21 protein-coding genes and 1 pseudogene are annotated in these 19,331 nt (G+C 58.7%); 8 read left to right on the top strand and 14 right to left on the bottom strand.

The window, feature by feature from the left end; all coding sequences use genetic code 11:
- Positions 1-79 precede the first annotated feature (79 nt).
- Positions 80-1,264: a C17 cyclopropane fatty acid synthase CfaB gene (gene cfaB / locus ACYZTU_RS01035; protein WP_461967400.1), complete on the top strand. Its 1,185-nt coding sequence runs from the start codon at positions 80-82 to the stop codon at positions 1,262-1,264.
- Here the strand turns inward: cfaB and cls are convergent.
- Complete coding sequence (gene cls / locus ACYZTU_RS01030) at positions 1,261-2,700, bottom strand: cardiolipin synthase (RefSeq protein ID WP_461967398.1); 1,440 nt, start codon at positions 2,698-2,700, stop codon at positions 1,261-1,263. The two genes, cfaB and cls, sit on opposite strands and share 4 nt — an antisense overlap.
- A gap of 131 nt (positions 2,701-2,831) precedes the next feature.
- Here cls and ACYZTU_RS01025 point away from each other — a divergent pair, with 131 nt between their 5' ends.
- Positions 2,832-3,353, top strand: a complete 522-nt coding sequence (locus tag ACYZTU_RS01025; protein ID WP_461967396.1) for a DUF3617 domain-containing protein — start codon at positions 2,832-2,834, stop codon at positions 3,351-3,353.
- 24 nt (positions 3,354-3,377) lie between these two features.
- Here ACYZTU_RS01025 and ACYZTU_RS01020 read toward each other — a convergent pair whose 3' ends face one another.
- The 7 genes from ACYZTU_RS01020 to folE2 are packed head-to-tail and all read right to left on the bottom strand — an operon-like array spanning position 3,378 to position 9,488.
- On the bottom strand, positions 3,378-4,259 hold the full coding sequence (locus ACYZTU_RS01020; protein ID WP_461967394.1) for a His/Gly/Thr/Pro-type tRNA ligase C-terminal domain-containing protein: 882 nt from the start codon (positions 4,257-4,259) through the stop codon (positions 3,378-3,380).
- A 17-nt stretch (positions 4,260-4,276) separates the two neighbouring features.
- Complete coding sequence (locus ACYZTU_RS01015) at positions 4,277-5,614, bottom strand: dihydroorotase (RefSeq protein ID WP_461967392.1); 1,338 nt, start codon at positions 5,612-5,614, stop codon at positions 4,277-4,279.
- Between the two features lie 2 nt (positions 5,615-5,616).
- Positions 5,617-6,177, bottom strand: a complete 561-nt coding sequence (locus ACYZTU_RS01010; protein WP_056738548.1) for a gamma carbonic anhydrase family protein — start codon at positions 6,175-6,177, stop codon at positions 5,617-5,619.
- The gene (locus ACYZTU_RS01005) at positions 6,174-7,049 is read right to left on the bottom strand and encodes a metal ABC transporter substrate-binding protein (RefSeq protein WP_461967390.1); all 876 of its coding nucleotides are present in this window, start codon (positions 7,047-7,049) and stop codon (positions 6,174-6,176) included. The genes ACYZTU_RS01010 and ACYZTU_RS01005 overlap by 4 nt, the downstream gene beginning before the upstream one ends.
- 11 nt (positions 7,050-7,060) lie before the next feature.
- Complete coding sequence (locus tag ACYZTU_RS01000; protein ID WP_461967388.1) at positions 7,061-7,927, bottom strand: metal ABC transporter permease; 867 nt, start codon at positions 7,925-7,927, stop codon at positions 7,061-7,063.
- The gene (locus ACYZTU_RS00995) at positions 7,927-8,595 is read right to left on the bottom strand and encodes a metal ABC transporter ATP-binding protein (RefSeq protein ID WP_461967386.1); all 669 of its coding nucleotides are present in this window, start codon (positions 8,593-8,595) and stop codon (positions 7,927-7,929) included. Before ACYZTU_RS00995 ends, ACYZTU_RS01000 begins: the two co-directional genes overlap by 1 nt.
- Positions 8,592-9,488: a GTP cyclohydrolase FolE2 gene (folE2, locus tag ACYZTU_RS00990; RefSeq protein ID WP_461967384.1), complete on the bottom strand. Its 897-nt coding sequence runs from the start codon at positions 9,486-9,488 to the stop codon at positions 8,592-8,594. Before folE2 ends, ACYZTU_RS00995 begins: the two co-directional genes overlap by 4 nt.
- A gap of 82 nt (positions 9,489-9,570) precedes the next feature.
- Here folE2 and ACYZTU_RS00985 point away from each other — a divergent pair.
- Positions 9,571-10,075: pseudogene (locus ACYZTU_RS00985) on the top strand (AMIN domain-containing protein); the annotation flags it as partial.
- On the opposite strand, the gene ACYZTU_RS00980 reads toward ACYZTU_RS00985, so the two are convergent.
- Entirely contained in the window at positions 10,072-10,449 is a 378-nt protein-coding gene (locus ACYZTU_RS00980; RefSeq protein WP_461967382.1) for a glutamine synthetase, read from the bottom strand. The pseudogene ACYZTU_RS00985 and the gene ACYZTU_RS00980 overlap by 4 nt on opposite strands.
- A gap of 143 nt (positions 10,450-10,592) precedes the next feature.
- Between ACYZTU_RS00980 and zigA the strand changes: the two genes are divergently transcribed.
- Positions 10,593-11,801 (top strand): zinc metallochaperone GTPase ZigA, encoded by a 1,209-nt coding sequence (gene zigA / locus ACYZTU_RS00975; RefSeq protein ID WP_461967380.1) that lies wholly within the window; start codon positions 10,593-10,595, stop codon positions 11,799-11,801.
- Complete coding sequence (locus tag ACYZTU_RS00970) at positions 11,801-12,451, top strand: DUF1826 domain-containing protein (protein WP_461967378.1); 651 nt, start codon at positions 11,801-11,803, stop codon at positions 12,449-12,451. The genes zigA and ACYZTU_RS00970 overlap by 1 nt, the downstream gene beginning before the upstream one ends.
- Before the next feature lie 4 nt (positions 12,452-12,455).
- On the opposite strand, the gene ACYZTU_RS00965 is transcribed toward ACYZTU_RS00970, so the two are convergent.
- Complete coding sequence (locus ACYZTU_RS00965; RefSeq protein ID WP_461967376.1) at positions 12,456-12,812, bottom strand: NADH:ubiquinone oxidoreductase; 357 nt, start codon at positions 12,810-12,812, stop codon at positions 12,456-12,458.
- 27 nt (positions 12,813-12,839) lie between these two features.
- On the opposite strand from ACYZTU_RS00965, the gene ACYZTU_RS00960 reads away from it, so the two are divergent.
- Positions 12,840-13,829 (top strand): CobW family GTP-binding protein, encoded by a 990-nt coding sequence (locus tag ACYZTU_RS00960; protein WP_461967374.1) that lies wholly within the window; start codon positions 12,840-12,842, stop codon positions 13,827-13,829.
- Here ACYZTU_RS00960 and ACYZTU_RS00955 read toward each other — a convergent pair.
- Positions 13,813-14,226, bottom strand: coding sequence for a DUF3301 domain-containing protein (locus ACYZTU_RS00955; protein ID WP_461971196.1), 414 nt, complete (start codon positions 14,224-14,226; stop codon positions 13,813-13,815). The genes ACYZTU_RS00960 and ACYZTU_RS00955 overlap by 17 nt on opposite strands.
- A gap of 120 nt (positions 14,227-14,346) precedes the next feature.
- Here ACYZTU_RS00955 and pdxY point away from each other — a divergent pair, with 120 nt between their 5' ends.
- Positions 14,347-15,213, top strand: a complete 867-nt coding sequence (gene pdxY, locus ACYZTU_RS00950; RefSeq protein WP_461967372.1) for a pyridoxal kinase PdxY — start codon at positions 14,347-14,349, stop codon at positions 15,211-15,213.
- A 63-nt stretch (positions 15,214-15,276) separates the two neighbouring features.
- On the opposite strand, the gene ACYZTU_RS00945 is transcribed toward pdxY, so the two are convergent.
- A complete protein-coding gene (locus ACYZTU_RS00945) occupies positions 15,277-15,759 on the bottom strand; it encodes an acyl-CoA thioesterase (protein WP_461967370.1) in 483 nt (160 codons plus the stop codon).
- A 288-nt stretch (positions 15,760-16,047) separates the two neighbouring features.
- On the opposite strand from ACYZTU_RS00945, the gene ACYZTU_RS00940 reads away from it, so the two are divergent.
- The gene (locus ACYZTU_RS00940) at positions 16,048-17,811 is read left to right on the top strand and encodes a cation:proton antiporter (protein ID WP_461967368.1); all 1,764 of its coding nucleotides are present in this window, start codon (positions 16,048-16,050) and stop codon (positions 17,809-17,811) included.
- A 21-nt stretch (positions 17,812-17,832) separates the two neighbouring features.
- Here ACYZTU_RS00940 and ACYZTU_RS00935 read toward each other — a convergent pair whose 3' ends face one another.
- Entirely contained in the window at positions 17,833-18,240 is a 408-nt protein-coding gene (locus ACYZTU_RS00935; protein ID WP_461967366.1) for an SMI1/KNR4 family protein, read from the bottom strand.
- 136 nt (positions 18,241-18,376) lie between these two features.
- Positions 18,377-19,249, bottom strand: a complete 873-nt coding sequence (locus ACYZTU_RS00930; RefSeq protein WP_461967365.1) for a Tim44 domain-containing protein — start codon at positions 19,247-19,249, stop codon at positions 18,377-18,379.
- Between the last annotated feature and the right edge of the window lie 82 nt (positions 19,250-19,331).

Raw genomic sequence — 19,331 nt, 5'->3', positions numbered from 1 at the left:
CGGCTATTAAATCGATAGCCAGCTATTTTTACAGGATGGTCTACCCTCACATCAGACGTCTGAAACAAGGGGACTCTCCATGCTCGCGCACCTTCCACCGGCCTTACAGAATCTGCAGTTACCGTTACGCCTGCGGCTCTGGGACGGCCATGAATTCAACCTGGGGCCGACGCCCAGCGTCACAATTGTGGTCAAGGACCCACAAATGGTTACCCAGTTGACTCATCCAAGCCTGGACGCGCTCGGAGCGGCGTTTGTCGAAGGCAAACTTGAGCTGGAAGGTTCCATTAGCGAGGTGATTCGCGTCTGTGATGAATGGAGCCAGGCGCTGCTCGGAGACCAGGATAGTCAGCCAGTGCGCACTGCTCACGACAAGGAGACCGACGCCAAGGCGATTTCCTACCACTACGACCTTTCCAACGCGTTTTATCAGCTGTGGCTCGACAGCGACATGGCGTATTCCTGCGCTTATTTCGAGACCGGCAGTGAAACGCTGGAGCAAGCCCAACAAGCCAAATTCCGCCACCTGTGCCGCAAACTGCGGCTGCAACCAGGCGAATACCTGCTGGATGTCGGTTGCGGCTGGGGCGGACTGGCACGGTATGCCGCGCGGGAGTGTGGCGCGAAGGTGTTCGGGATCACACTCAGTAAAGAGCAATTGGAACTTGCCCGTGAGCGCGTGACGGCCGAAGGCCTGGACGATCTGGTCGAACTGCAACTGCTCGACTACCGCGACTTGCCTCAGGACGGTCGGTTCGACAAAGTGGTCAGTGTCGGCATGTTCGAACACGTTGGCCACGCCAACCTGGCCGAGTACTGCAAAACCTTGTTCGGTGCGGTGAAAGAGGGCGGCCTGGTGATGAACCACGGGATCACCGCCAAGCACATCGATGGCCGTCCAGTGGGGCGCGGTTTCGGTGAATTCATCGAGAAGTATGTGTTCCCCAATGGCGAGCTGCCGCATCTGTCGATGATCTCTGCCGAGATCAGCGAAGCAGGGCTGGAGATCGTCGACGTCGAGAGTCTGCGCCTGCACTACGCGCGTACCCTGGACCACTGGAGCGAACGCCTGGAAGACAATCTGGAAGCTGCTTCCCGGCTGGTGCCTGAGCAGGCCTTACGGATCTGGCGGCTGTACCTGGCGGGATGCGCTTACGCGTTCGCCAAGGGCTGGATCAATCTGCATCAGATTCTCGCGGTGAAAGCCCACCCCGATGGCAGCCATGAACTGCCATGGACTCGCGACGATATCTATACACCTTAAAGAATCGGTGAAATAAGCCGGGCGATCCGCATGCCGACCTGTTGCAGGCGGCGGGTCTCCTGGCTTTCTTCTTTGGCGATCTCGTGGGCTTGGGCGAAGTCATCAATGAGCATCTGTTCTACTTCGGCGGCAAACGCGCTGTCGACCGTCAACAACATCACTTCAAAATTCAGCCGGAACGAGCGGTTGTCCAGATTGGCACTGCCAATGGCGCTGATTTCACTGTCGATCAACACCACTTTCTGATGCAGGAATCCAGGCTCGTAGCGGAATACCCGCACGCCAGCGCGCACGGCCTCGAAGGCATAAAGGCTGGAGGCGGCGTAGACGATCCGGTGGTCCGGTCGCGAGGGCAGCAGCAGCCGCACATCTATGCCACGCATAGCCGCCAGCCTTAACGCAGCGAACACGGCTTCGTCGGGGATGAAATAAGGGCTGGTGATCCACACCCGTTCGGTCGCCGCATGGATGGCTTCGACGAAGAATAACGAACAGGTTTCGTAGGAATCTGCCGGGCCGCTCGCCAGCAATTGGCAGAGCACTCCGTCGTCCGGATAAACATCAGGCAGGATCAGCGGGGGTAACGACCGCGCTGCCCAGAACCAGTCTTCGGCGAAAGACTCTTGCATGCAGGCCACCACCGGCCCTTGTACTTGCACATGGGTATCGCGCCACGGCGCCAGGGGTGGTTTCTCGCCCATGTATTCGTCGCCAACATTGTGTCCACCCACGAAGCCCAATATTCCATCAACCACCACAATCTTGCGGTGGTTGCGGAAGTTGACCTGGAAGCGGTTGAGCCAGCCGCTGCGGGACGCAAAGGCTTTGACCTCGACGCCAGCATCGCGCAACGGCTGCACGTAACTGTGAGGCAGGGAGTGGCTGCCGATGCGGTCGTACAATAAATAAACCGCCACGCCTTCGGCGGCTTTCTTCAGCAGCAAGGTTTGCAGGCGTTGGCCGAGACGATCGTCGTGGATAATGAAAAACTGAATCAGCACCGCCTCCCTCGCGTTGCTGATGGCTTCAAAAATGGCGTCGAAGGTGGCCTGGCCGTTAATCAGCAAGCGCACTTCGTTGTTCGCCAAACAGGGCATGCGCCCAAGTTTCGGCATCGCCCTCAAGGACGCATAAGCATTCGAGGCGCGAGCGGTCAGCGCCTCTTCTACCCAAGGGCGCCAGTTCAAATCGGAGATAGCCTTGCGCATTTCTTCGTTGGCCTCGCGCCGAGCCTTGATGTAGCCATCGAAGGTGCTGCGGCCGAAGACCAGATAGGGGATGAGCGTGAGGTAGGGAATAAACAGCAACGACAGGGCCCAGGCGATCGATCCCTGGGCGGTGCGCACGGTGAGCACGGCGTGGATGGCAGCGATCAGGCCCAGCGTGTGTAGCAGTGCAATCGTGTAGCCGAAAATATGTTGTCCAAAGTAATCCATGGGGCAGCCTTGCTCCTGAATATTCAATGCTTAACAGACCATGTTCCGTGCAGAATGTCGCTATTTAATTGGCCCCTGAACCGAAGCCACTGGCTGACGTCTAACGGCCACTACTGATCAGGAGTTACTCGATGAACGTTCGTCTTCTGGGTTTGGCCATGGCTGTTGGTTTGTCACTTCCGGTGGCCGCTCAGGCGCAGATGCTGCAGCCCGGTTTGTGGGAATTGACCACAAGCAACATGAAGGTCGATGACCAGAATCTCCCGGACTTGCAGCTGATCCTCGGCCAGATACAGAGCCAGATAACCCCTGAACAGCGCGCGCAGCTGGAGAAACAGGGCATCACCATGGGCGGTAAAGGGATTCGGGCTTGTTTGACACCGGAACAGGTGAAGACTGATGACATTCCTCTGACCGATCCACAATCGGGCTGCAAGCAGGAAGTCACTGATCGCACCGGCAACCAGTGGAAGTTCCGCTTCAGTTGTCCGAAAGCGCAGGGCACCGGTGTCGCCACTTTCCTCAGTGATCGTGAGTTCACCACCAAGGTTAACGGCACTTTCAATGCCACCGGCATTCAGCAGAAGGGCAGCCTCGAAAGCCGCGCCGTATGGTTGGGGCAGGATTGCGGGACCGTTAAGCCGAGAGCTTAAAGGCTTCGCTAGCAGGTTCGCTCCCTACATGGCCATGTGGGGGCGAGCTTGATTCAACCACTCACACACTGTCTCAACCGCCATCCTCCCGAAGTCTTCCCCTGTGCTACTCCGCACGCTGACAAACCCGCCTTCCTTTTCTTTCTCCCCGACCACCACCAGATACGGCACATGCTGACTGTGCTCGCGAATTTTTTGACGGACTTTCTCGTGACGCAGATCCGCGCGGGCGCGCACGCCACTTCGGCGCAATGCCTCGGTCACCGATTGCGCGTAATCCGCCTGACGTTCGTCCATGCTGACGATGATGACGTGTGGCGGCGTCCGCCAGTTTTCCAGCTCCTGTTGGCAGGGCCAGCACGTACCATAAATCCGCTGCTGCAACGTCCCGCTGATGTGGTCGAGGGTGAACGCTTGCAGCACTCTGGTCGCGGGGACATGCGGGCCGACTGTCGTACACTCGAAGTTCCCCAAGCGGTACAGCTGCGTCTTCCCTTGACGGCGAATCGAGTGATTGGTCGCCGCCAGAGCCTGCATGCGCGCTTCGATCAGTGGCAGATCTGCCTGCGTTAGGGATCTCTCGGCAGAAAACTCATGAAAGAACCCGTCGCCCAGCGCCATTCCTGCGTGCAGTTGCACCTGTGGATGGAGTTGCTTGAGGGCCATGGCCAGCATCAGTGCACAGGAGCGTCGCAGGATCTCCAGCCCATCGGGCTCTTGAGGCGTGACGATACTGACCCGAGCATCGGCCTCGATCATGAACTCACAGTCCACCAAGATGCCGTTCACCCGACCTGCGACTGCCGCTTTTGCCAGCCCGGGTCCGATACTCGCGGCGAGCTCGTACGCCGACAATGGCTGGTCGTATTCACGCAATGAACCATCGCTCAGGGTGATGTGAATCATGTCGGTGCTCTCCAGTGCTAGCGCATAAACCGTAGCGGTAAACCCTTACAGTTGTCATTAAGACGTTTTTCGTGCCAGGCAATTTGCCCCGACACAATCGTCGTACTGACGCTGTGGCGAAAACGCTGTCGGGCAAAAGGTGTCCAGCCGCATTGAGACAGGATCGGCTGCTGGGAAACGGCGACACCGCCGGGTTCGGGTTTGATCAGAACGAGGTCGGCCCAATAGCCTTCGCGCAGATAACCGCGGTCGGGAATGGCGAACAGATCGGCGACGCGATGACTGGTCTTGGCCACGAGCGTGGTGATCGGCAGAACTTCATCTGCGACCAATTCCAGCAGCGCGGGCAGGGCATGTTGTACCAACGGTAAGCCGGCAGGCGCCTGGCTGTACGGACGCTGTTTTTCGGCCCAGGTGTGTGGCGCGTGATCACTGCCGATCACGTCGAGCCGATGGCTCAGCAGTGCTTCGCGCAAGGCATCGCGGTCCGCCTGGGTTTTGATCGCCGGGTTGCACTTGATCAGGTTGCCGAGGCTCGGGTAATCCCGATCATCGAACAGCAGGTGATGCAGGCAGACTTCGGCGCTGATGCGTTTCTGGGCGAGTGGCTTGTCTTCGAATAACGCCAGTTCGCGGGCGGTGGTCAGGTGCAGGACATGCAGTCGGGTGCCGTGACGCCTGGCCAGGTCCACGGCCATTGAGGAGGAGCGAAAGCAGGCCTCGGCGTTGCGGATCAGCGGGTGGGCCGCAGCAGGAATGTGTTCGCCGAACAATTCATGCAGGTTCGCGGCGTTGGCGTCGATGCTGGGCGTGTGTTCGCAGTGGGCCAACAAAATGGTGGGCACCTCGGCGAATAACCGCTCCAGAATCTTTGGGTCATCGACCAGCATGTTGCCGGTCGAAGCGCCCATGAACACTTTGACGCCAGCGACTTCACAGGGATCGAGCCTGGCGACGGTGTCGAGATTGTCGTTGCTCACGCCAAAATGAAAGGCGTAATTGGCGACCGAGTTGATCGCCGCTTTCCGCTTTTTGTCAGCCAGTGCGCTGAGGGTCAGGGTCGCCGGGTTGGTGTTGGGCATGTCCATGAAGCTGGTGATGCCGCCGGCGACCGCAGCCCGGGATTCGGTGTAGAGGCTGCCCTTGTCCGGCGAGCCTGGGTCGCGGAAGTGCACTTGGTCGTCGATCATGCCGGGCAGCAGCCATTGCCCTTGTGCATCAGTTTCCACGTCGGCATTTTCACCGTGGATGCTGCTGGCGATCTTCACGATTCGACCGTTGCTCACCAACAGGTCACCGTCAAACTCGCGACCTTCATTCACCAGCCGGGCATTGCGAATCAGCACGCTGCTCATGGTCAGAACTCGTTCTGCAGGGCTTTGTAGCCGCGCACCAGGTCGACGTTGGTACGCGCCACGTCCTCGGAAAACTCCGAGGCGCTGACGCTCACCGGTGGGAATTGCGATAGATCTGTCTTCGGGCCGATGCGGGTGGTGGAGGGCACATAGAAGTCTTCAGGCAAATCGCGACCGTCGACCACCGAGTTATGGCGCACCACGCAGCCATCACCGACTGCACAGTTGAACAGCACGCTGTTGAACCCGATAAACACCCGGTCGCCAACCTTGCACGGACCATGAACGATCGAGCGGTGGGCGATCGAACTGAACTCGCCGATGGTCACTGCCGCTCCGGACTTGGAATGGATCACCACGCCATCCTGGATGTTCGAGTTGGCGCCGATGGTGATCGGCTCCATCTCGCCTGAGGCATCCACCTCGTCGGCCCGAATCACCGCGTAAGGACCGACGAAGACGTTCTCGCCGATCACCACTTTGCCGCAGATGATTGCAGTTTTATCCACGTAGGCGGACTCCGCTATCACTGGCAAATCACCCGAAGGGTTCTTGCGGATCATGGCTGGATCAACGCGTTGTACAGGGTATTGAGGTTGTACTCGAACAACCCGACAAAGGTGCTGGCCGGCCCGGTCGCCGCGAGCGCATCGGAGTACAACGTGCCACCGATGTGCGCGCCGCTTTCATCGGCAATCTGCTTGAGCAGGCGTGCATCTTTGATGTTTTCCATGAACACCGCTTTGACCTTGGCCTGGCGTATCTGGGTGATCAGGGCAGCGACTTCGGCGGCTGACGGTTCGCGCTCAGTGGACAGGCCTTGAGGCGCCATGAAGTCGATGCCATAAGCCTGACCGAGATAACCAAAGGCGTCATGGGACGTCACGATTGTGCGATTACCCGGTGGTATCGAGCCGAGTTTTGCCTTGGCTTCAGCAAGTAGCGCGTAGATCTGTTTCAGGTAGGCCTGACTGTTGCGTTCATAGTTGGCTTTGTTGGCCGGGTCGGCGGCGATCAGTGTCTTGGTGATGTTGCTGATGTACAGCTCAGTGTTCGCCAGGTTGTGCCAGGCGTGTGGGTCGGGAACCCTCTCGCCGCCCTCATCCAGGGAGCGCGGGATGACGCCGTGACTCGCGCTGATCACAGGCGCTTTGGTCTCGGTGCTCGTCACCAGACGGTCCAGCCATGGCTCGAAACCCAGGCCGTTTTTGATGATGAGTTTGGCTTTAAGCAACGCCTTGGCGTCGTCAGGCGTCGGCTCGTAAGTGTGAGCATCGGCGTCCGGGCCGACCATGTTGGTGATCTGGATATGGTCGCCGCCGACTTGATGGGTCATGTCGGCGAGGATACTGAAACTGGTGACTACCTGAAGTTTTTCCGCAGCAGACAGCGACATCGACAGCATCAAACTGAACAGCACGAGTAAAGCGCGCATCGGGTAACACCTCATTGGGATGTGAGCAAAGGCGGGCGGCGCAGTAAACCGTGCACCGGTCCGAACACCACGGACAGCAGATACAAACCGCCGGCCACCAGCACGATCGCCGGGCCACTGGGCAGCGAGTAGTAGAACGACAGCAATAAGCCGACCCACACCGAGAGGCAGCCGAGCAGGGCGGCGATGGCCATTAACATCGGCAAGCGACGACTCCAGAAGCGCGACGCGGCGGCGGGCAACATCATCAAGCCGACCACCATCAGCGCGCCAATGGCCTGGAAACCGATCACCAGGTTCAGCACCACCAACATCAGAAACACACTGTGGGCCAGTGGTCCGAGGCGGCTGACGGTTTGTAGAAAGAGTGGGTCGAGGGTGTCCAGCAATAGGGGTTTGTAGATGAATGCCATGGCGATCAGGCTGAAGCCGGAGACCCAGAGCATGCCTGTCAACGTCGGGCCATCGACCGCCAGCGCCGAGCCAAACAACAGGTGCATCAGGTCCAGGCGTTTGCCGGCGATGCCGAGGATCAGCACGCCGCTGGCCAGTGAAATCGGGTAGATCGCGGCGAGGCTAGCGTCTTCCCGCAGGCCGGTTCGCCGGGTGATCCAGGCGGCGAGTCCGGCCATGCTGAGGCCTGCGCCGAGCCCGCCGATGGTCAGCGCGGGCAGACTCAAACCTGCGAACCAAAAGCCCAATGCAGCGCCGGGCAAGATACCGTGCGCCACCGCGTCACCGATCAGGCTCATGCGTCGCAGGATCAGAAACACACCGAGCGGTGCCGTGCTGCACGCCAGGACCAATCCACCAAGAAGCGCTCGGCGCATGAACACGAACTCGTGGAACGGTTGCCAAAGATGAACGGCAGCGAGCATCAGGCCACCCGCGCTTGCGGTTGTTGATGGATCAGATCAATGCTCGATCCGAGGACGCAGCCGGTGCTTTTGATCAGCAACGTTTGAGGAATGTGTTGGCGAACGGCGGCCAGGTCATGACACACGATCACCAGAGTCTGGCCTTCTGCATGCCAGGCGTGGATGTGTTTCCAAAGCAGCACCTGACCGAGTTCGTCGAGGGCGGCGTGGGGTTCGTCGAGCAACAGCAATGGCGCTCGCGCGAGACTCAAACGGGCGAGCAGGGCACGCTGTAATTCGCCGCCGGACAAGGCCATCAATGGGCGCTGCTCCAGACCGGTCAAACACCAGCTTGCCAGCACGGCTTTGAGGCGTTGGCTGCGTATTTCTGCAGACTGCGTGCTGCCCCAGAAACCGGCGGCCACTAGCTCTTGTAAGCTGATGGGAAATTGGCGATCCAGGTGTTGTTGCTGTGGAAGGAACGAGAGGCCGCCCTTGCGTGGAACATCCAGTACGACTTTGCCGATCAGCGGTTTTTGTAAACCCGCGATAACTTTCAGCAGGCTGCTTTTACCGGAGCCATTCGCACCTATAACAGCGGTCAGGCTGCCCTTGGGTAATTCAAAATCTACGGGTGGCGTGAGCGGTTGCCCCGGCGCGCCCCATCGTAAGCTTTGGCAATGAATCATGCGGCCTCCCAATTCCAGCGGGTTTCGGCGACCGCGTCGTGTGCGTGGAGGCTTTCGGCGTGGATGACTCGTATGTGGAAGGCGTTGATGCCGGGGGAGCGTTTGAGGGCCAGGTTCAGACGTCGTGCGGCGTCTTCGCAGAACATCAGGTTCTGACCGTTTGCCAGGGCGAAGGCTTGTTCGTCGGCGCGTTTTACGGCGGTTTGTACGGCGGTGCCGAGGGCCGCTTCGGCGTCGTTGATGATTGCGATCAACGGCAAGTCATCCAGATAGTCATCCAGTCGAAGCCGTAATTTCGCATTGCTCCGTTGGCTGTGAGGCGTTGCGATGATGCCTTTTGTAGAGCCGAGCCAAGCCAATACATCGGCGTGTTGCAGCGGCTGGTTGGCGAAGTCGTCGACAAACTGCTGCTGAATCAACTGTCGGGAAAGCGCCGCTGAACACGGGCAGGTCGAGGAATAAGGCACGTCGATTTTTAGTTCCACGTGGAACATCGCGTTTTTCAAACGTGCTTCGATGCTCACTGGATACGTTTTCCAGCCGGCCAATGGACTGATTAGCGCCGGTCTTTTGAGCAGTAAATCGGTGTGAATTTTTAAGTACGCGCTAGTGGACAGTCCTTCATGAGTGTTGAGAAAGCTTTGCAAAACTCGCCGCAACAAGACGGGCGTCAGGTTTTCTTGCTCAAGCATTTCCAGCGTCAAATACAGCCGCGACATATGAATCCCGCGCGCCTCTCCATCATCAAGGCTGACGCCCGCGTCGGCCTTTGCACTCAGTCGTTGGCCATCGAATAAAACAGGAAGAGCAATGCCGCACATGCCCACCCAATCGAGTGGCAGGGCTTGGCGTGAGGCCTGCGCGGCAATATCCGGCAGAATCAGCGCATTCATGGGCAGGTCCATCGTGGGAGTCGATTCAATATGTTATGTTATTACATTAAAATCAACCATGCCTTTTTTATGAACGGGCTTTCATCAGGCGTTTTCCCTGAGCGCCCCCGAACGGCTGATCATCGATGTGAGTGGCGCCAATCTGAATGGCAACCTCAGTCAGTTGGCGCTTAGCAACACGGTGATTCGCTCGATCCGTTCCCGGCAATTTGGTCAGGGTGATACGCGGATCGTCCTCGACCTCAGCGGTCCGGTGCAGCTCGCCAGTTTTTTGCTGCCACCGCAGGACGGCCAAGGCCATCGACTGGTACTTAATCTGAAGGTGGAGCGACTTCCGCCACGGCGCGCTTCATGGCGCAACGGGATAACGGCGCGGACCTGCTAGGTGACACCAACCTGCTCAACTCAAAGACAAGGACTCGATACCGCCGGGGTGATTCTCGACATGTCGATGAACGCGACCATCGCGCCACCAGCAGGCCGTAGCCGATGGTTTGTTCGAAGGATTACAGCGCTACTTCCAGAAAAATCCGCCGGTGAACACTTACATCGCTTGGCTGCAGGAGCAGAAAAAGTCCCAGACCTAACACCCTGCAATTCGGCTACAAGTGAACTTGCCACTGCTGCCACCAGAACTGGAAAACCGATTGATGGTGGTCCAGCCGACGCGGCGGTTGTAGCCGACCCAGGCTTCGCCATCGGAAGCGAGCCCAGTGAAAAACGTGAGTTGTCCATAGCGACTGTTGGTCTGCGCCCAGTGGCGCTTTCCGGCCGCTTCGAAGCCCCGCAAATAGATCGTACTACCGACGGTGTTGACGCTGTAGGCGTTGCCGTCGCCATCCACGCAGGCCAGCAGATTGGCGCTTCGGGTGCATTTGGCCAGGCTCGGGATTTGCGCCCAGGCGTCAACGGCGACCAGCAGCGAAACGCTCATCAGCGTTATTTTCAGGGCTACACGCATAGGATTTCTCACGGCGCGGACGGGCTTGAACATCGAGCCCTTTGTCATCGTGGGCAAGAGGAGAGTGGCTTGATTGTGTTGTTATACTATAACATCAAGTTAAGCCCGACACTGCGACCGGGCATCTCTGTGAGGAATACCTGATGCCCAATCGTCTCCCCGTGACCGTCCTGTCGGGCTTTCTCGGCGCTGGCAAAAGCACGCTTCTCAACTACGTGCTGCGCAATCGCGACAACCTGCGCGTCGCTGTGATCGTCAATGATATGAGCGAAATCAACATTGATGGCGGTGAAGTCCAGCGCAATGTCACCCTGAATCGTGCGCAAGAAAAACTGGTGGAGATGAGCAATGGCTGCATCTGCTGCACCTTGCGCGAAGACTTGCTGGAAGAGGTGAGCAAACTTGCCAAGGAGGGTCGCTTTGATTATTTGTTGATCGAATCCACCGGCATTTCCGAGCCGCTTCCCGTGGCGGAAACCTTCACCTTCCGGGATGAAGAAGGGCAGAGTCTGGCTGACATCGCCCGGCTCGACACCATGGTCACGGTAGTTGATGGCATGAATTTTCTGCTCGACTATCAGGCCGCCGAAAGCCTCGCTTCTCGTGGCGAAACGCTGGGCGAGGAGGACGAACGCTCGATCACCGACCTGTTGATCGAGCAGATCGAATTCGCCGACGTGATTCTGATCAGCAAAATCGACTTGATCAGTAGCAGTGAACGCCAGGAGCTGATCGCGATCCTTGAGCGGCTCAATGCCCAGGCAGAAATCATCCCGATGGTCATGGGCGAGATTCCCTTGGAGAAAATCCTGAATACCGGTCGTTTCGATTTCGACAAGGCCGCTCAGGCGCCGGGCTGGTTACAGGAATTACGTGGCGAACATGTGCCCGAAACCGACGAATACGGCATCGCTTCGACGGCCTACCGAGCACGCCGACCGTTTCATCCTCAGCGCTTTTTCAGTTTTATCGATCGCCCGTGGGTGAACGGCAAACTGCTGCGTTCCAAAGGGTTTTTCTGGCTGGCCAGCAAACACATGGACGCCGCTAGCTGGTCCCAGGCCGGCGGTTTGATGCGCCATGGATTCGCCGGACGCTGGTGGCGTTTCGTGCCGAAATCGCAGTGGCCGCAGGACGAAGAAAGCACGGCCGGGATCATGGAAAACTGGACCGCAGCCACCGGCGATTGCCGTCAGGAACTGGTGTTCATCGGCCAGAACATCGACTTCGCGCAACTCACTGCCGAACTCGACAACTGCCTGCTGACCGATGATGAAATGGCGTTGGGTGTCGAGGGCTGGCGATTACTGCCAGATCCATTCGGCCCGTGGCATGAAGAGGCGGCAGCCTGATGTTGGCACCCCGCCTGACACCGCGGCCGATCATTCATCAGGTTCAAGGTGAGACGCCGCAAGCACTCACCCGAATATTGGATGACGGCATAAATCTCGCCGTTTGGCAGCGCCAACTGCCGGCACACATTTTTGATTTCGGGAGTTTGCTGCTGTCCCTGAACGAGCCGTTGGCCGAGTCGCTGGTTCTGGACCTGCCCAGTGATGACACCGAACCCAATCTTCACGGATTGGCCTCGGGTTTCAGCGATCTCGAAGGTTACGAGGGTTTCGTCGCCGACGTCTCCTGGTTGGTCAGTGCTTTCGCCTGTTTGCTGGGCGCCAAGCGTATCGGCCTGCGCCTGCGGGTCCTGGACAAGGCCATGTGCCCGCGCTTCCACGTCGATCACGTGCCGGTACGGTTAATAACCACCTACGCCGGGATTGGCAGTCAGTGGTTGAAAGAAGGCGTGATGGACCGCCGTCAATTGAGCAAGCCCGAGGCCGAGCCTCAGGACGGTCCGCTGATCGAGCAGATCGCCAGCGGCGACGTCGCGCTGCTCAAAGGCGAGAAATGGCACGGCAACGAAGGCTTTGGCCTTATTCACCGGTCGCCACAGCTTGCGTCCGGTGAGCGGCGGTTGATACTGACGCTCGACTGGCTAGGCTAACGCTTCAAGGCTTGAGCCAGGTTCCCTGGCTCTGGGCTTCGCAAAACGGCTTTAAATACGCTGCATCCGTGGCGACGCCGTAATAGTGAATATCCTGCCGGTAAGGCATATTGGCGACTTGGGCGTTGCTGCACACGCCGAATGCGCCGGTGGGGCATTGATCAACGTACTGCACCTCGACTTTCTGTCCCGGAAGGTTCGGCAGGCAGAAACCATCGGCGAACAGTTTTTCCGGGATGTTGCGGTTCTGCTGGCAGACTTTCACGTCGAGTCGCGCAGCCGTGCTATGTACCACGCAGGCCTGGGCCAGCGCCTCACCTGAAGCGAGCGCCAGGAGCAACGACAATCCCATCAACCGCATCCACTACCTCCTCAGAAAACTTCGACCATGTTGCAGAATATTCCGACTCACGTCATTGCTGGCCCGTTGGGTGCCGGCAAGACCAGCTTGATCAAGAATCTGCTAATGCAGCGGCCGGTCGGTGAGCGTTGGGCAGTGCTGATCAACGAGTTCGGCCAGATCGGCCTCGACGCTGCGTTGCTGACCCAGGACGCCGATGGTATCGCACTGGGTGAAGTGGCCGGCGGCTGTTTGTGTTGCGTCAACGGTGCACCTTTTCAGATCGGTCTCGGGCGTTTGCTGCGCAAGGCGCGCCCGGATCGGCTATTCATCGAACCTTCCGGGCTGGGTCATCCGGCGCAGTTGCTCAGGCAGTTGAGTGAGGCGCCGTGGCATGGCGTGCTGGTAATTCAGCCTTGTGTGCTGGTATTGGATGCCCAAGCACTTGCCGCTGGCAAACCACTGCCCGAGGCGCAACAAGAGGCGTTGAGCAGTGCTGGTTTGTTGTTGCTGAACAAAGCGGAAGGTCTCGACGTCAATGATCGCGAGCGAATCGCCGCGCAGCTGCCTTCTCGCCCTCTGTATTGGACGCAGCAAGCCCTCTTGCCGTTGAGCAAATTACCGGGGCTTGGGGCTCAGGCTGTGGCGGGTGTGGATAACTTCATCGCACCCAAAGGATTGGCGCAGATGCCGGCCATCTGGACGGATCCGGCGCTGCCAATTTGCTTGAGTCAGGAACAGGAGGGTGGCTGGAGCGTCGGCTGGCGTTGGCATCCGAGTCAGACATTCGATGCGGCGCGCGTTGGCCAGTGGCTTGAAAGCCGTGTCTGGCGGCGGGCGAAGCTGGTTATCCACAGTGTCGACGGTTGGGTTTCGGCGAATGCACTGGAAAACTCGGTGCTGGACTGGCAGCCCAGCGAATGGCGGCGTGATTCGCGTATCGAGCTGATTTTCAGTGAACCGCAGGATATTGATTCATTGCAGAGAGATCTAGCCAACTGCCGATTGAGCCCGACTCAAATCATGGACGCCATTTAGTGTGTTCTTGCCGCCACTGGCTCAGCTCGATCACTTCAGCGCGCGGCTTCACGATGTCGCCCACCGCAGGCGTGTCGTCGAACGGCATCGGGTAGGGCGCGAGCTCAATCTGCGCACTGTGGGCGCCGAACTGGGTGATGGTGCCGTTGTGACGGGTTTCACCGGTCACGGTGAATTCGAAGTTATACACACGGGCGAGACGCCGCCGGTCGTTGGCGTCTTTGATGAACGCGATCTTTTTCAAGGCCACGTTGCCGTCCAGCAGCTCGATTCCAAGCTTTGCGCAATGCTGCGTGACCCGCTCCAGCGCACGCTCTCGCAGGCCATGGTTGTGCCACAACCACGCGCCACCGGTGGCAAGCAGCATCAGCACTAAGATATTTCCAAGGGTCAGCATGAACAAGTTGCTCCAACTAGATAGTGTCAGCTTAACTGCGTCGCCGGTCTGTCGTACAGGCTGCGTTTAGTCGCATACTGCGCGGCTTGAATTTCAATCGTTTTACGGAAAACTCACCGCATGAAACGTACGCCCCATCTGCTCGCCATCCAGTCCCACGTGGTGTTCGGCCACGCTGGCAACAGCGCCGCGGTTTTCCCGATGCAGCGGGTCGGGGTGAATGTCTGGCCGCTCAATACCGTGCAGTTCTCCAACCACACCCAGTACGGCCAGTGGGCCGGTGAAGTGCTGACGCCGCATCAGATTCCCGAGCTGGTCGAAGGCATCGCGGCGATTGGCGAGCTGGGCAACTGCGACGCCGTATTGTCCGGGTATCTCGGCAGTGCGGCCCAGGGCCGGGCGATCCTGACGGGTGTGGCGCGGATCAAGTCGATGAATCCCAAGGCGCTGTATCTGTGTGACCCGGTGATGGGCCACCCGGAGAAGGGTTGCAGCGTGCCCGCGGAAGTCAGCGATTTCCTGCTGGAGGAAGCGGCTGCGGTGGCGGACTTCATGTGCCCGAACCAGCTGGAACTGGACAGCTTTTCGGGGCGCAGACCGCAATCGTTGTTCGATTGCCTGGCCATGGCGCGAGCGTTGCTGGCGCGCGGTCCAAAGGCTGTGTTGGTCAAGCATCTGGACTATCCCGGTAAGCCGGCGGATGTTTTTGAGATGCTGCTGGTCACGGCCGAAGGCAGCTGGCATTTGCGTCGTCCCATGCTGGCATTTCCGCGTCAGCCAGTGGGCGTTGGCGATCTGACATCCGGGCTGTTTCTGGCTCGCGTGCTGTTGGGCGATAGCCTGGCGGCGGCTTTCGAATTTGCAGCGTCGGCGGTGCATGAAGTGCTGCTGGAAACCCAGGCCTGCGCCAGCTATGAGCTGGAATTGGTGCGGGCTCAGGACCGGATTGCCCATCCACGGGTGCGGTTCGAGGCGACGGCGATCTAGCTTGTAACGGCGTCGCAGGCAGAAAAAACCGCAGCCTCTGCAGAGGCTGCGGCCTTTGCCCTATCAGGCGTCGTCCTTGATTTCCTGATAACGCTTTTCCAGTTCCTGACGAATCTGTCGACGTTGCTGGGCCTGCATGAAGCGGCGCTTGTCTTCGCTGTTCTGCGGTTGCAGTGGTGGGACAACCGCCGGTTTGCGGTCGTCATCTACGGCGACCATGGTGAAGAAGCAGCTGTTGGTGTGGCGCACTGAGCGCTCACGGATGTTCTCGGTCACCACCTTGATGCCCACCTCCATGGAGGTGTTGCCGGTGTAATTGACCGAGGCCAGAAAGGTCACCAGTTCGCCGACATGAATCGGCTCGCGGAAAATCACTTGGTCCACCGACAGGGTCACCACGTAGCGGCCGGCATAACGGCTGGCGCAGGCGTAGGCCACTTCGTCGAGGTATTTGAGCAAGGTACCGCCGTGGACATTGCCAGAGAAGTTGGCCATGTCGGGGGTCATCAATACCGTCATCGACAGTTGTGCGTTTCCGGGTTCCATAGCGTTCTCACGGTTCAAGGCAGAATTTCGGGAGGGCGGCACCTCTGCGGGGGCCTCGTCAGCTTTTCCATACCAACAGTTATCGGGACGCCGGGCGGGTGGCTGCCGTCACGCTCGGATCGATCTGTTTCCATATATTGCACCGTCTTTCTGCCGGAAGTCGCGGTGTTACCCTTCAAAAGCCCGCCTCAAGGGCAATTCCCACTCGTAACGCGGATTTTTACTCTGCTCTATCAGACCTTTCCCACGTCTGTCGTTTGAGCAATGTCACCCAAGGAACCCCACACCATGCACGCCATCAGTTTTATTCAAGATTTGGCAGTGATCATGTTGATCGCGGGTGTGGTGACCGTGCTGTTTCATCGCTTCAAACAACCGGTGGTGCTCGGCTACATCGTCGCCGGATTCATCATCGGCCCGCACACCCCGCCGTTCAGCCTGATTCACGATGAAGAAACGATCAAGACACTCGCCGAACTCGGGGTGATTTTCCTGATGTTCTGCCTGGGCCTGGAGTTCAGCCTGCGCAAGCTGTTCAAGGTCGGCGCCACGGCGTTCATCGCCGCGTTTCTGGAAATCGTGTTGATGATCTGGATCGGCTACGAGATCGGCCGCTGGTTCGACTGGAACACCATGGACTCATTGTTCCTTGGCGCGATCCTGGCGATTTCCTCAACCACCATCATCGTCAAGGCGCTCAACGACCTGAAGATGAAGAACGAACGTTTTGCGCAGCTGATCTTCGGCGTGCTGATCGTCGAGGATATCCTTGGGATCGGCATCATCGCTTTGCTATCGAGCATCGCGGTCAGCGGCACGGTCAGTTCCGGCGAAGTGTTTTCCACGGTCGGCAAGCTCTCGCTGTTCATGATCGTCGCACTGGTCATCGGCATCCTGCTGGTACCGCGATTACTAGCCTACGTGGCGAAGTTCGACAGCAATGAAATGCTGCTGATCACTGTGTTGGGCCTGTGTTTCGGCTTCTGTTTGCTGGTGGTCAAACTTGAGTACAGCATGGTACTCGGCGCCTTCCTGATTGGCGCGATCATGGCTGAATCCCGGCAATTGCTGAAAATCGAGCGCTTGATCGAACCGGTTCGCGACCTGTTCAGTGCGATCTTTTTTGTCGCCATCGGGTTGATGCTCGATCCGATGATCCTGCTGCAATATGCGTGGCCGATTGCGGTGATCACCGTGGCCGTGGTGCTGGGCAAGATGTTGTCTTGCGGCCTGGGCGCCTTTATCGCTGGCAATGATGGACGCACCTCACTTCGAGTCGGAATGGGTCTTTCGCAGATTGGCGAATTTTCTTTCATCATCGCCGCGCTGGGCATGACGCTGCAGGTCACCAGCAACTTCCTCTACCCGGTCGCCGTTGCTGTCTCGGTGATCACCACGTTGCTGACGCCCTACCTGATCCGCGCGGCTGATCCGCTGTCGATCAAGCTTGCCGCGGTGATGCCGCAGCGACTGGGCAGGGTATTGGGGATGTACGGTGAATGGCTGCGCAGCATCCAGCCTCAGGGCGAGGGCGCGCTGCTGGCATCGATGATTCGGCGGATTCTGTTGCAAGTGGGGGTCAATCTGGCACTGGTGATTGCGATCTTCTTCTCAGGCGCCTTCTTCGCCGAACGCATGTCTGCTTACTTGCAAGAGTGGATCAGCGATCCGAGCTGGCAGAAAGCGTTGATCTGGGGTGGGGCGTTGCTGTTGTCGCTACCGTTCCTGATCGCCGCCTATCGTAAGCTCAAGGCGCTCTCGATGCTGTTGGCGGAGATGGGTGTGAAGCCGGAGATGGCCGGCCGCCACACGCAGCGAGTGCGCCGGGTGATCGCCGAAGTGATCCCGATCCTCTCGCTGCTGGTGATTTTCCTGCTGCTGGCAGCCTTGTCGGCCAGTATTCTGCCGACCAACAAGTTGCTGGTGCTGATCGTCGTAGTAGCGGCCGCTGTAGCGGCGCTGCTCTGGCGCTGGTTCATCCGCGTTCATACGCGCATGCAGGTGGCCTTGCTGGAAACCCTGGACAACCACAAGGATTCGTCCGGGAATTGACCACGCAGGGTGTCAGGCAGATCAGCTTTCCAGCCAGACGTCCCGCGCCCAGTGCCACACCGATTCCCAGGTTTCTTCGGCAATCAGTTCTTCTTCGGCCTGCCACAGCACCACGGTGCCGTCTTCTTCGACCAGGTAGTAGTTGTCACCGTCCTGGCAGATCGGAATCATGCTGCGATCGACACCCGCATCCCAGGCGTTGGCGGCAACGTCCGGCAGGTAGGTGTGGGATTGTGGGTCGGTAACGGTCACCGGCTCCAGGCTGCCGTAGACGACGTCGCTGACGGTCAGCAAAAATTCTCTGAAGACAAACGGAATATCGATGAACAGTTGTTCTTCGATTTCCACCAATTGATCTTCGTCAGGCAACTCCAAGGGGACCGGTACCGGTTCGTTGGCTTCACGCAGTTGTTCGATGATTTCTTCCACGTCCGGGATCCTCTTGCTTGATGGCGCGGTTTAGTTGGGGCGGTTTATACAGTAGCTCGCTATAGATGCAACCGCGAAATAGAAAACCCCAGCCGAGGCTGGGGTTTTCATTACAGCATGCTTAACGCAGAAGGGATCAGCCGTTCTGGCGGATACCGGCGACCAGCCAAGGCTGGTTCTCGCCCTGCGGACGTTCCATGTTCCAGCTTTCGCTGAACACTTCGCCCTGGTCGAAACGCGAGGTCTTCGACACACCGCTGAAGGTCAGGGTGGCGATGGTCTTGTCGGCACGATCATCCACGCCGTCCAGTTGTACATTGAGGTTATCAATGTAGGTGGACTGGAAACCTTCGCCCAGATCGGCACGTTCGCGCTTGAGGAACTCCAGCAGCTGTGGGGTCACGAACTCGGAGATCTTGTCCATTTCATTGGCGTCCCAATGCTGTTGCAGGGACTGGAAGTGGTTGCGGGCCGCTTCAATGAAGTTCTTTTCATTGAACCAGGCCGGAGCATTGATCACCGGACGAGCGGCAACAGGTGCTGCCGAGCCGCCGAAGATCGAACCGCCTGCAGGCTTTTGTTCGAACACTTCACGCTGCATCGGCGCGCCAGCTGGAGACAGATGCTCCTGTTGCTTGCGACGACGAGCGGCGATGAACCGGAAGACCAGGAAGGCGATGACGGCCATGATCAGGATGTCAAAGATCTGCATGCCCTGGAAGCCGCCGCCCATGAACATGGAGGCCAGCAGGCCACCGGCAGCGATACCGGCCAGAGGGCCGAGCCAGCGCGAAGCACCGCCGGCCTTGGCGGCAGCGCCCGCGGCACCGGCCGCGCCGGCAGTAGCAGCAGCGCCACCTGCGGCAGAAGAAGGAGCCATTTGGCTGGTCTGGTGAGTCGGCGCAGCGCCGGAGCTCTTGCCGCCACCAAAGCGCTTGGCGGCATTGGCGTCGAGGCTCATCGTCAGGCCAATGCACAACGCCATGGCGATGCTAAGAAAACGTTTCATAAAGGGAATTCCCATTTGTGGAAGGCACGCGCGCCATGTTGCACAGCTGAAGTGTTACTGGCTAGCGGCAGAGTGTTTCGGG

The organism is Pseudomonas sp. HLT2-19-2 (genome assembly GCF_054898005.1).
The sequence above is the reverse complement of the archived record's forward strand: the minus strand, read 5'-3'. Positions and strand labels throughout refer to the sequence as shown.